The following is an 11,559-nucleotide window of genomic DNA, read 5'->3' as shown; positions in this document are numbered from 1 at the left end:
AAGCCAGCAACGCAAACCAGCAACCAAAAACATTACAAAATCACCCCTCCCCCAACCAATCCTCCAAAGCCTCCCGCGTCCCCTCCTCCGAAATCTCCCTCGGCCCCACCGGCACCCCACAAACCGTCCGCGAAAACCGCGGCGCCGGCGCCGGCTGCATCACCCCCTCCACATCGATAAACGTTTTCCGCGCCACCAGGTGCGGATGCATAGGCGCCTCCGCCGGCGTCATCACCGGCGCAAAACACGCGTCCGTCCCCTCCAGCAACGCACACCATGCATCCCGTGGCCGGGTCCGGAATTTCGCCGCAAACGCCTGCCTGGCGCGCGGCCAGTCGGCACGCTCATTCTGATCGCCCAACTCCGCCGGCCCCAGGCCCAGCCGTTGCACCAGGTCGCTATAAAACTTGCCTTCAATCGGCGCGATCGAAATCCACTTATCGTCGGCACATTGGTAAACCTCATACCACGGCGTACCCGCATCCAGGATGTTCTGTCCGCGCGGCGCAAGCAGGCCCGCTGCATGCATGCCGAACAAGGACGTGCCCAGCGACGCCGCGCCGTCACAAATCGCGGCATCCACCACCTGCCCCTTGCCGGAACTGCGCGCTTCCAGCATCGCCGCCACCATCCCCAGCGCCAGGTACATGCCGCCGCCGCCATAGTCGCCCACCAGGTTCAAGGGCGGCGTCGGCGGCTGGCCATCGCGCCCGATGGCGTCCAGCACGCCGGTGACAGCGATATAGTTCAAGTCGTGTCCGGCCGCATGGGACAGCGGGCCGTCCTGCCCCCAACCGGTCATGCGTCCGTACACCAGGCGCGGATTGCGCGCCAGGCAATCGTCCGGCCCCAGGCCGAGCCGTTCGGTGACGCCAGGACGAAAGCCCTCGATCAGGCCATCGGCCTTTTCCACCAGTTGCAACACCAGGTCACGCCCGGCGGTGGTCTTCAGGTCGGCGGCAATGGTCTGCCGGTTGCGCAGCATCAGGTTGTATTTCAAGGGCCGCTCCACACCGAGCTTGACCGGCTCGGTGCGGTCGATGCGCAGGACCGTTGCACCCAGGTCGGCCAACATCATGGCAGCCATGGGCGAGGGACCGATGCCGGCCAGTTCCACGATGCGTATGCCTTTGAGCGGTCCCGTTTTTTGCGTCATTGCCTGGCTCCTTTTGCGCTTAGTCCATCTTCACATTGTTTTGCTTGACGATCTTGGTCCAGCGCAGCGACTCCGACTGGATGAAGGCGCCGTACTGCTGTGTGGACAGGTACTTGGGCTCAGCGCCTTGCGCCGCAAACTTGGCCAGCAAGTCTTTATCTTTCATCGCTGCCTGGATCGCGCCGTTCAGCCTGGCGATGATTTCCGGCTTGGTGCCGGCAGGCGCCATGATGCCCGACCAGGCGCCCAGTTCCAGATCCTTGGCGACGGACTCAGACAGTGTCGGCACGTCGGGCAAGGCGTCCATGCGCCTGGCGGTACTGACAGCCAGCGCGATCAGGCGCTTGTCCTTGATCAGCGGCATCACGCCCGGCGCGGTGCCCATGTAAAACTGCACTTGTCCGCCAGCCAGGTCGGTCACGGCCGGCGCTTCGCTCTTGTAGGGCACATGGGTGGCGCTGGTGCCGGCGGCGCTCAACAGCAGCAATGCCGACAGGTGCGTGATGTTTCCATTGCCGGCCGATGCATAGTTCAGCTTGCCGGGACTGGCCTTCATCATGCTGACCAGCTCTTGCGCCGTCCTGACCGGCAAGGCCGGCGCCGACACCAGGATGATCGGCAGGTTGGCGGTTGCCGCCACCGGCGTGAAATCGCGGTTGGCGTCGTAGCTGAGTTTGGCATACAGCGCCGGGCTCAGCACCATCGAGGAAGTGTTGTAGAGCAGCGTGTAGCCGTCGGCCCCCGACTTGGCGACCATGTCGCTGGCGATATTGCCGTTCGCGCCCGGCTTGTTGTCGACGATCACCTGGGTACCCAGTGACTCGCCCATTTTCTGGGCAATGCCGCGGGCAATGACGTCAGTTCCGCCGCCGGCGGCAAATCCGAGTACCAGCCGGATCGGCTTGCTCGGCCAGGCATCCTGGGCCTGGGCTGGCAAAGTCAGTGCGAATGCGCATGCCAGGGTGGCGAACAGCGCGCTACGGCGAACTGCCTTGTGGCTTCTGGTGTTCATTTTTTGTCTCCATCATTGTTATTGTGTCGTCGTGTGCTTCTGTTGCCATGTCTGTTGCCGGGGCCGCTGCTGTTGGCCCCGTTGCTGGATCAGATGCTGCTCCACGGCCAGGATCGTCTGTCCTTGTCCAGGCCATGGACTGCGGACCGGGTCTCGCGCCCGGTTCCGCCCCGTCACGCCACCGTCATGCCGTCATCATCCTGCCATCGTCAGGCCGCCGGAGACCGAAATGACCTGGCCGGTGATGAAGGCCGCGTCGTCCGACGCCAGGAAACAGATTGCGCCGACCACATCTTCCGGCTGGCCCAGGCGACCGAAGGGGATCGCTTTTTCCAGCGCGCCGCGCAGCTTGTCGCCGCTCTCGCCTTCACCGGCGAAATCGCGGAACAGGGCGGTGTCGGTCGGTCCGGGACAAACGACATTGACGTTGATGCGCTTGCGCGCCATTTCACGCGCCAGGGTTTTGGTAAAGGCGATCAGGCCGCCCTTGCAGGCCGAATAAACCGACTCGCCCGACGATCCGACCCGACCGGCGTCAGACGCGACATTGACCACCCGGCCCTTGCCGCGCGCAGCCATGTTCCTGACCACCGTGTGGTGCATGTTGAGCGGCCCCACCAGGTTGATGGCGATCAGCTTTTGCCACAGTTCCGGCGTGGTATCGAGGAAGCGCGCTGCATGGTCCCAACCGGCGTTATTGACCAGTACGTCGACCGGGCCGAGTTCCGTCTCGGCTTGTGCGACGGCGGCGGCGACGGCAGCATGGTCGGTGATGTCCACACCGTAGCTGGCAGCGCGTGCGCCACCGGCCTTCAGTTCGGCTGCGACGCTGGCTGCGCCGGCGGCATTCAAGTCAAATACGGCGACGGCTGCGCCTTCGGCCGCAAAGCGCCGGCACAGCGCCGCGCCAATGCCGCCGGCGCCGCCGGTAATCAAAACCACTTTGTCTTTCAGTCCCTGCATGCTCATCTCCTATGGGTAATCGATATTCAAAAACGGGTATTCATGCGGCGAGTACGGCAAGCGGCATCCGGATGCCCGGATGCCAGGCCACTGCTCAGGCGTTGCGACATTTCACCATGCGCAGCGGTGTATAGCTCAATACGACTTCACCGCGCTGGTTGACGACCTTGTTGGACGTGCGTACCAGCGAGCGCCCTGGACGGCTGGCCGACAGGCGCGACTCGATCACTTCGCATTCCACATGGATGGTGTCGCCGGCAAATACCGGCTGGTGCACGGTCAGCTCCATGTTGATGAAGGCATAGCCGGTTTTCTGCATCGTCGATTGCGCCAGCAAGCCTTCGGCAATGCCGTAGATGAATGAACCGGGCGCAATCCGGCCCTTGATGTCGGATTCATTCTTGATGAATTCCATGTCGGTAAACAGGACCTCGGTCATGTGGATGACATTGCAGAACGCACAGATGTCGGCGTCCATGACGGTGCGCCCGAGCGACTGGAATTTCCGGCCGACCGGCAGGTCTTCGAAATAGAAGCCAAGTCCGACAATGGGCATGTCGTCTTTCTGCGCGGGGGATTGTCCTGATGTTTGCACTTGCCTGCTCCTGGATTGTTGGATGTTAAAGGATTTACGGATTGGGGTTGGACGTTGATGCGGTGGGCCTACTTGCGCGCCGTGCGGCCCAACAGGCTATTGGCGACGATATTGCGCTGGATCTGGTTGGTGCCTTCGATGATCTGCAGCACCTTGGCATCCCGGAAGTAACGGTTGATCGGATAGTCGGCCGATACGCCAGCAGCGCCAAACAGTTGCACGGCATCGGTGGCGACCCTCATGGCCGTATCCGACGCAAAGCATTTTGCCATGGCCGCCATCGGCGCCAGCTCGGCAGACGATGCGCCGGAGTCGACCATGGAAGCGGCCCGGTACACCAGGTTGCGCGCGGCTTCGGTCTGGATCGCCATGTCGGCCAGCATCCAGCGCACGCCCTGAAAGTCGCCGATCTGCTGGCCAAATGCGCGTCGCTCCTGTACATAAGCGACGGCGTGATCGATGGCGCCTTGCGCCAGGCCGACGCCGCGCGCGCCGATCAATGGACGGCTGGCGTTGAACGCCTCCATCACGACCTTGAAGCCGCCGCCCAGCAGGTTTTGATCCGGCACGAAAACATCATCCAGGAACAGCGGGCATGACGGCACGCCGCGCGCGCCGATCTTGTCTTCCTTGCGGCCGACCGTGAATCCGGGCGCATCCTTGTCGACAATGAACAGGCTGATCGCACCCGGCTTGCCGGGCAAGGCCTGGCCAGCCGGGTCGGCATCATACTTGGCTGCCACCAGCACGAAGTCGGCAACCGGCGAATTGGTGCACCATATCTTGGCGCCATTGATGCGATAACCACCGTCGACCTTGACCGCGCGGGTCAGGATGCCGCTGACGTCCGAACCGCTTTGCGACTCCGTGGTCGAAAACGCGCCACGCAGCGCACCGCTGGCCAGGCCGGGCAGCAAGCGCTCCTTCTGTTCCTCGGTGCCGCCGGCCAGGATCGCGCCGAACGGCACCCACTGCACCAGCAGCAGGTAGGCCGTGTTGTAGCAGACGCGGCCGAACTCTTCGATTGCCAGGCAGGCCGACAGCATGCTGCCCGTACCGCCGTACCTCTCCGGGAACGGCAGGGTGAACAGGCCGAGCTCCTTCAACAAGTCGAACATGTCCTGCGGATATTCCGCCGTGCGGTCGATCTGGTCCGCGCGCGGCGCCACCCGTTCGCGCGCCACGCGGCGCACCATGTCCTGTATCTGGCGCTGGAGGTCGTTCAATGCATAGCCGGTCGTGCTCGTCATGCGGCCCCCTTCGGTGTTGCCGGTGCAGGAGCGCCAGGCGTTGCCGCTTCGATTGCACCAGCAGCCCGCAGCCCCGCAATGTCAAGGGCGCTCTTGCCCAGCACTTCGGCCAGGATTTCATCGGTATGTTCGCCACGCAGCGGCGGTGCATAGCGGTATTGCACCGGTGTGTCCGACAGCCGGATCGGATTGCGCACCGTGCTGACCGTGCCGCCTTTCGAATGCGGCATGTCCACCTTCAACTGGCGATGCACGACCTGCGGATGCTCGAACACCTTGTCGTAGGTATTGATGCTGCCGTTGGGCACGTCGGAACCCTCCAGCAGGGCGAGCCAGTGCGCAGTCGGATGCTGTACCAGCGTTTGCGCCATCTGGTCGGTCAGGACTTCCCGGTTGATATTGCGGTCCGACATGGTGGTGAAGCGCGCATCGGCCAGCAAATCCTCGCGGCCAATATCCGCGCACAGCTTGCAGAACTGGCCATCGTTGCCACAGCCGATGATGATGTGCCCATCGGCTGTCTTGAACGGCTGGTAAGGCGTCAGGTTGGGATGGGTATTGCCCCAGCGGCGCGGTATTTCGCCATTGGTGAAATAGCTGACGATCTGGTTGGAGCCGAAATGCACGATCGTGTCGAGCAGCGCGATATCGATATGCTGGCCCAAGCCGGACAGGTGACGGTGCTCGATTGCGGCCAGGATCGCGATCGTGGCATTCAATCCGGTCAGCACATCGGTCACGGCAATCGCGGTCTTCATGGGGCCGCCGCCGGGCTTGTCATCTGCCTCGCCATTGATGCTCATCAGGCCGCCTTCGCCCTGGAAAATGAAGTCATAACCGGGCCGCTCGGCATACGGCCCGTCCTGGCCGTAACCCGTGACCGAGCAATAGACCAGTCGTGGATTGACGGCATGCAGGTCTTCATACGACAGCCCATAACGGCGCAGGTCGCCGACCTTGTAATTCTCTACCAGCACATCGGCATGCATGGCCAGTTCCCTCACCAGTTGCTGGCCCGCCGGGCTGGCGATGTCGATGGTGATCGAACGCTTGTTACGGTTGGCCGATGTGTAGTACGCCGAATCGCGTGTGTCGTTTCCGTCACCGTCCTTGACCCACGGCGGCCCCCAATGGCGGGTATCGTCGCCCAGCTTGGGGCGCTCGACCTTGATCACGTCCGCCCCCAGGTCGGCCAGCATTTGCGTTGACCATGGACCGGCCAGCACGCGGGTCAGGTCCAGGACCCGAAGATGGGAAAGCGTTCCTGCCATGCGTTGGATCTCCAATGCGGTCGGTGAAATGGATGATGGCGACTGGGTGTCATTACAATCGTTCATATATACGAACAACGTTCATATATGAATTCCAAGTCTATTTTATGCGATTATGTCGCTCCATCGCTACCATCCTGGAGCGGCGAGGCGCCGGGCCCATGCCGCTGCAACGACAAGGCGCACTGGACGGCACTGCCGCAAGCGCGTTTGGACGGTAAGATATGCAGTGGCCGGATCAGCTCGGACAATGCAATCTTTCAATGAAGCGCATTGGTTCGCAACAGCAGTACAGGTCAGCACACAACAACACCACAACACAACACGAATCAGGAGCGCATGGCATGACCGAATACACAGACATCCAGTACACCGTCAAGAATGGCGCCGCCACCATCGCCATCAACCGGCCCGACAAATACAACGCCTTTCGCGGCCAGACCTGCGAAGAAATGATCCATGCCCTGAACCGCGCCGGCTGGGACAAATCGATCGGCGTGATCGTATTGACCGGCACCGGCACCAAGGCGTTCTGTACCGGTGGCGACCAGTCGGCGCATGACGGCGGCTACGACGGACGCGGCCTGATCGGCCTGCCGGTGGAGGAACTGCAGGGACTGATCCGCGAAGTGCCCAAGCCGGTGATTGCGCGCGTGAACGGCTATGCAATCGGCGGCGGCAATGTGCTGGTGACATGTTGCGATTTGGCGATTGCGGCGGACACCGCGATCTTTGGCCAGGTCGGACCGAAAGTAGGATCGGTCGATCCCGGCTTCGGCACCGCGCTGCTGGCGCGCGTGGCCGGTGAAAAGAAAGCGCGCGAAATCTGGTTCCTGTGCCGGCGCTACTCCGCCGCCCAGGCGCTGGAAATGGGATTGGTCAATACCGTGGTGCCGGCCGACCAGCTCGACGCCGAAGTGGAACGCTGGTGCGACGAGATCATGGCCTTGAGCCCGACCGCAATTGCGATCGCCAAGCGCTCGTTCAATGCGGATTCGGATTCGATTCGCGGCATCGGGGCAATGGGTATGCAGGCATTGAGCCTGTATTACGGCACCGATGAATCGCAGGAAGGCGTCAAGGCCTTCATGGAAAAGCGCAAGCCGAAGTTCCGGGGCTGACAGTAGAACCGCGGGGCCGGGGCTCCTGCCCCGGCTGCTTGCCCGAACCTGCCCTTCCATGCAGCAAACCGCAGCCCGGCGCCAGAAATCCAGGCGCCATGCGGGGAATGGTCAGGAAGTCACTTCTTCCTGCTGGATCAGCCACTTGCCCTGTTTGCGCACCAGCACCATCGTCTTCACATCGGTACTGGTGATCCGGTCCGAGCGATACGACTGGATGAACTTGACGGTCGCCTGCTCTCCCTCGATTTGCAGGCGCGGTTGCTGCACCTCCACCAGGATTTCTTTCTTGCCGACGATACGCGCCGTGCGTTCGGCTTTCCATGCCGCCAGCGACATGCCGCTGGCCGGCTTGAAATCCGGCGCATAGGCCGACAGATAAGCGGCGACATCGCGCGCGCTCCATGCACCTGCCCACCGGGTCAGCAAGTCGAGCACCGACTTTTCATCTGGCGTCATGGCGGCGACGGCGGTGGCCTGCGGGCGCGCTGCTGGTGCTACTGGTGCTGCGGCAGCGCTTGTCGCTGGCGCAGTGCTCGCCGCTGTCATTGGCAAGGGCACCGGGCCCGCTGGCGCGGCACCTGCCGTGACCGCACTGGTCAGGTTGCGGGCCAGCGTCAATTTGGATTTCGCCCTGGCGTTGGCGGCGTCGAACTGTGCCGCCTTTTCATACGACAAGGCCGACATGCTCGCATACAGATCGCCCAGGTTTTCATGCGCGACCGCATAGCCCGGCGTCAATTGCACGGCGCGCTGCAGCGACTCACGCGCCTTCTCGTAGTCGCCGTTTCCGGCTTGCAGTACGCCCAGGTTGTTATGCGGCTCCGCCATCTTGGGGAAATCGCGCGTGAGCGCAACGAATACCGCCATGGCGTCCTGCTTGCGCTCCAGGCGCACCAGCACCACGCCTTTCATGAAGCGAATGGTCGCGTCCTGCGGCTTGCTGGCGAGCGCGACGTCCGCCAGGCTCAGGGCCTCCTTCAGTGCGCCGCGCTGCATCAGCTTGTTCATCTCGTCGACATCGCCGGCAACAGCCAGTGATGGAACCAACAACAGCGGGAACAACAACACGGGCAGGATCGCCAGCCAGTTCCTGCGGCGCAGCGGCACATTCAAATTCGGCATGGAAAACGCAATCCTTGGGTGAGCTTCGTCGCGGCCCGGCGTATCAGGGCGCAACGAATGACGGGGTGTCTGGGCAGCCGGCAATCCTGCGCCGGCCGGCGCCCCCGGATTGTTATCTACTTGCTCGCGCCAGTCAAACGCTAAGCGGAACCGGGCGCGTCAGGCCGGGGGCAGGAAGTTTTTGCGGATGCCTTGCCAGCATTCGAAGTAGTTGGGCTGCAATTGCGGCGAAGCCAGCGCGTAAGCCGTGGGCTTGATGACGTGGCGCGTTTCGATCATGAACGCCATCGTGTCGGTCACCTTGTGCGGCACCGAGGTATCCGCCGCCGATGCCTGCGCGAAGGTGCCGGCATCCGGTCCGTGTCCGGCCATGCAGTTATGCAGGCTGGCGCCGCCCGGCACGAAGCCTTCGGCCTTGGCATCGTAAGCACCATGGATCAGGCCCATGAATTCGCTGGCGACATTACGATGGAACCAGGGCGGCCGGAAGGTATCTTCTGCCGCCATCCAGCGCGGCGGGAAAATGATGAAGTCGATCAGGTCGAAGCCTGGGCTGTCGCTGGGTGACTGCAACACCAGGAAGATCGATGGATCGGGATGGTCATAGCTGATCGAGCCGATCGTGTTGAAGCGGCGCAGGTCGTACTTGTATGGCGCGTAGTTGCCATGCCAGGCCACCACGTCGAGCGGTGAATGCCCGATTGGCGCGGCCCACATGCGGCCATTGAACTTGCTCACCAGCTCGAAACTGCCTTCCACGTCTTCATATGCGGCCACGGGCGTCAGGAAGTCGCGCGGATTGGCCAGCCCGTTGGAGCCGATCGGCCCCAGGTCGGGCAGCCTGAACAAGGGACCGAAATTTTCGCAGATGTAGCCGCGCGCCGCGCCGTCCGGCAGCATGACGCGAAAGCGGCAGCCGCGCGGAATCACGGCGATTTCCTGCGGCTCGATGCCGACCACGCCGAATTCGGTATCGATCTGCAAACGCCCCTGTTGCGGCACGACCAGCAACTCGCCGTCGGAACAACTGAAGAAGCGATTCGTCATTGGCCGGTTGGCGGCATACAGATGGATCGCGCAGCCCGCCATCGACTCGGCCGAACCGTTGCCGGCCACCGTGACCCAGCCGTCGATGAAGTCGGTCGGCGCCACCGGCATCGGCAGCGGATCCCAGCGCAAGGGGTTTGGCGGCGTCGGCGGCGCCGTGCTGAAATCGCCGACGATGCGCTCATTGTCCAGCAAGCGATACGGCAAGTGCACCGCCGATGGGCGGATCCGGTACAGCCATGAGCGCCGGTTCTGGCTGCGCGGCGCAGTGAAGGCGGTGCCGGATATCTGCTCGGCATAGAGCCCATGCGGCGCGCGTTGCGGCGCATTGCGGCCAAGCGGCAAGGCCCCGGGCAGCGCCTCGGTAGCGAACTCGTTGCCGAAACCGGATTGGTAAGCCGGCGCCGCAAGGGTGCCGGCTGCAGCCAGCTCCTGAGCTGTCTTTTTCATTTGATGGACTCCTGTTTCCTGGTCTTACTTGTTCTGCTTGCTGCAACAAGACGGTGCCAGGCACCGTCCCTGCGCGGCCATTCGCTGCAAGCTTATTCGGCAGAAATACCGGCCTGCTTGATGATACGCCCCCACTTCTCGGTGTCGTTGGCCATCATCCTGGCCAGGTCTGCGCCGCTGCCCGGCAGCGCCTCCACGCCAATCGAGCGCAGCGACTCCACCAGCGCCGGGTCGGTCACGGCCTGCCGGATGCGTGCGGCGAGGTACTGGGTCGCCTCGGCCGGCGCCTTGGCCGGCAGGAAAATGCCGAACCAGGCGGAGAGGTCATAGCCGGGCAAGCCCGACTCTTCCATCGTCGGCACGTCTTTCAGCGCGGCGACCCGGGTCCGGTTAGTGACGGCCAGCGCCTTTACCCGCCCACCCTTGACTTGCGGTATCGCCAGCGATGCATCGGCGATCACGTACTGCAGCCGACCACCCAACAGGTCGGTCATGGCCGGCGGCACGCCTTTGTAGGGGATATTCTGCGCTTGCAGTCCGGCCATGTTTGCGTACAGCGCACCCACCACCTGCCCGGTCGCATTGCCGGTGCCGTAGGCGAATTTGCCTGGCTCTTTCTTGATCATTGCCGTGAGTTCCTGCAAGTTTTTCGCTGGCACGGTCTTTGGGTTGGTCAGGATCACGAAGCCCAGCGTGGCCACTGTCGCCACCGGAATGAAATCCTTGACCGGATCAAACGGCATTTGCTTGAACAGATGCCCGTTGATTCCCATTGCCGAATTTGGCGTGAACAGGATGGTGTAGCCATCCGGCGTGGCCGTGGCGACTGCCTGGGCTGCGATATTGCCCAGCGCACCGGGCTTGTTTTCGACAATCACGGTCTGGCCGCTGGTTTTTTCAATATGCTGCGCGACCTGGCGGGCGACATTGTCGATGCCGCTGCCGGCCGGATAGCCTAGCAGCATCCGGATCGGCTTGGCGGGATAGTCAGCGGCATGGGCAGCGCCGGTGGCAAGCAGTGCGGCGCACTGCAACAGGACGACGACGAAACGGTGTGCAGTTTTCATTAGTCAACTTTCATTCAGGTAGCTGGCCGCAGGGGCCGAAAGTGGAATGCCCGGTCAGAAGCAGGTCAAAATCGCGCTGACAGGGCGGTAGATACGAGATGGGCGGCAAACCCGCTTGCCGCCTGCGCCGACATGCCGGGCGCCAGACTCAAATACTGTTTCACGGCCCGCAATGACACGCTGCTGTTGCCCAGCATCGTATCGATCAGCTTGCCAGCATCATGGTCCAGGCTTGCGCTGGCAAATACATCCTGCACCAGGCCGGCATCGCGCGCCTGTTCAGCATTGATCGTGGCGCGTCCATAGACCATCAGCGCCAGCGTCTTGACCGGCACCCGGCCCAGCAATGCCGCCATGACCAGCGTGGGCGGTATGTCGCGTTCCATCTCGGATATCTGGAACACTGCGTCGTCGGCCGCCAGCGTGATGTCGCACACGCCGGCCAAGGCGCAGCCAGCGCCAATCGAGCGGCCACGGACCACGGCAATCACCGGCACCGGCA

Annotated in this window: 11 protein-coding genes; 1 reads left to right on the top strand and 10 read right to left on the bottom strand. The window is 62.9% G+C overall.

All coding sequences use genetic code 11. The features are described from left to right. Positions 1-40: 40 nt before the first annotated feature. The 6 genes from Q7T64_RS10030 to Q7T64_RS10005 all read right to left on the bottom strand — a co-directional run bounded on the left by Q7T64_RS10030 (position 41) and on the right by Q7T64_RS10005 (position 6,247). On the bottom strand, positions 41-1,156 hold the full coding sequence (locus Q7T64_RS10030) for a CaiB/BaiF CoA-transferase family protein (protein WP_304795103.1): 1,116 nt from the start codon (positions 1,154-1,156) through the stop codon (positions 41-43). A 19-nt stretch (positions 1,157-1,175) separates the two neighbouring features. Next, positions 1,176-2,168 (bottom strand): tripartite tricarboxylate transporter substrate binding protein, encoded by a 993-nt coding sequence (locus tag Q7T64_RS10025; protein ID WP_304795101.1) that lies wholly within the window; start codon positions 2,166-2,168, stop codon positions 1,176-1,178. Between the two features lie 195 nt (positions 2,169-2,363). After that, complete coding sequence (locus Q7T64_RS10020) at positions 2,364-3,131, bottom strand: glucose 1-dehydrogenase (protein ID WP_304795098.1); 768 nt, start codon at positions 3,129-3,131, stop codon at positions 2,364-2,366. A gap of 94 nt (positions 3,132-3,225) precedes the next feature. Continuing rightward, positions 3,226-3,687 (bottom strand): MaoC family dehydratase N-terminal domain-containing protein, encoded by a 462-nt coding sequence (locus tag Q7T64_RS10015; RefSeq protein WP_304795104.1) that lies wholly within the window; start codon positions 3,685-3,687, stop codon positions 3,226-3,228. Positions 3,688-3,794: 107 nt separating this feature from the next. Next, a complete protein-coding gene (locus Q7T64_RS10010; protein ID WP_304795096.1) occupies positions 3,795-4,976 on the bottom strand; it encodes an acyl-CoA dehydrogenase family protein in 1,182 nt (393 codons plus the stop codon). Further along, on the bottom strand, positions 4,973-6,247 hold the full coding sequence (locus Q7T64_RS10005) for a CaiB/BaiF CoA-transferase family protein (protein WP_304795094.1): 1,275 nt from the start codon (positions 6,245-6,247) through the stop codon (positions 4,973-4,975). The genes Q7T64_RS10010 and Q7T64_RS10005 overlap by 4 nt, the downstream gene beginning before the upstream one ends. Before the next feature lie 344 nt (positions 6,248-6,591). On the opposite strand from Q7T64_RS10005, the gene Q7T64_RS10000 reads away from it, so the two are divergent. Beyond that, positions 6,592-7,368, top strand: coding sequence for an enoyl-CoA hydratase-related protein (locus tag Q7T64_RS10000; protein WP_304795093.1), 777 nt, complete (start codon positions 6,592-6,594; stop codon positions 7,366-7,368). 111 nt (positions 7,369-7,479) lie between these two features. Here the strand turns inward: Q7T64_RS10000 and Q7T64_RS09995 are convergent, their stop codons facing one another. The 4 genes from Q7T64_RS09995 to Q7T64_RS09980 all read right to left on the bottom strand — a co-directional run. Beyond that, the gene (locus Q7T64_RS09995) at positions 7,480-8,493 is read right to left on the bottom strand and encodes a tetratricopeptide repeat protein (protein WP_304795091.1); all 1,014 of its coding nucleotides are present in this window, start codon (positions 8,491-8,493) and stop codon (positions 7,480-7,482) included. A gap of 159 nt (positions 8,494-8,652) precedes the next feature. Beyond that, the gene (gene hmgA / locus Q7T64_RS09990) at positions 8,653-9,990 is read right to left on the bottom strand and encodes a homogentisate 1,2-dioxygenase (protein ID WP_304795090.1); all 1,338 of its coding nucleotides are present in this window, start codon (positions 9,988-9,990) and stop codon (positions 8,653-8,655) included. 92 nt (positions 9,991-10,082) lie between these two features. After that, entirely contained in the window at positions 10,083-11,057 is a 975-nt protein-coding gene (locus Q7T64_RS09985) for a tripartite tricarboxylate transporter substrate binding protein (protein ID WP_304795088.1), read from the bottom strand. 65 nt (positions 11,058-11,122) lie between these two features. Further along, a partial coding sequence (locus tag Q7T64_RS09980; RefSeq protein WP_304795086.1) for an enoyl-CoA hydratase/isomerase family protein occupies positions 11,123-11,559 on the bottom strand: 437 nt, incomplete at its 5' end.

It is taken from the genome of Lacisediminimonas sp., assembly GCF_030645335.1.
GTDB lineage: Bacteria > Pseudomonadota > Gammaproteobacteria > Burkholderiales > Burkholderiaceae_D > Lacisediminimonas.
This window is presented reverse-complemented; position numbering and strand designations above follow the sequence as displayed.

Bases quoted from the DNA above. Each gene is read 5' to 3' on its own strand.
- Q7T64_RS10030 (WP_304795103.1), bottom strand. From the start codon at position 1,156: ATGACGCAAAAAACGGGACCGCTCAAAGGCATACGCATCGTGGAACTG.
- Q7T64_RS10025 (WP_304795101.1), bottom strand. From the start codon at position 2,168: ATGAACACCAGAAGCCACAAGGCAGTTCGCCGTAGCGCGCTGTTCGCC.
- Q7T64_RS10020 (WP_304795098.1), bottom strand. From the start codon at position 3,131: ATGCAGGGACTGAAAGACAAAGTGGTTTTGATTACCGGCGGCGCCGGC.
- Q7T64_RS10015 (WP_304795104.1), bottom strand. From the start codon at position 3,687: ATGCCCATTGTCGGACTTGGCTTCTATTTCGAAGACCTGCCGGTCGGC.
- Q7T64_RS10010 (WP_304795096.1), bottom strand. From the start codon at position 4,976: ATGACGAGCACGACCGGCTATGCATTGAACGACCTCCAGCGCCAGATA.
- Q7T64_RS10005 (WP_304795094.1), bottom strand. From the start codon at position 6,247: ATGGCAGGAACGCTTTCCCATCTTCGGGTCCTGGACCTGACCCGCGTG.
- Q7T64_RS10000 (WP_304795093.1), top strand. From the start codon at position 6,592: ATGACCGAATACACAGACATCCAGTACACCGTCAAGAATGGCGCCGCC.
- Q7T64_RS09995 (WP_304795091.1), bottom strand. From the start codon at position 8,493: ATGCCGAATTTGAATGTGCCGCTGCGCCGCAGGAACTGGCTGGCGATC.
- hmgA (WP_304795090.1), bottom strand. From the start codon at position 9,990: ATGAAAAAGACAGCTCAGGAGCTGGCTGCAGCCGGCACCCTTGCGGCG.
- Q7T64_RS09985 (WP_304795088.1), bottom strand. From the start codon at position 11,057: ATGAAAACTGCACACCGTTTCGTCGTCGTCCTGTTGCAGTGCGCCGCA.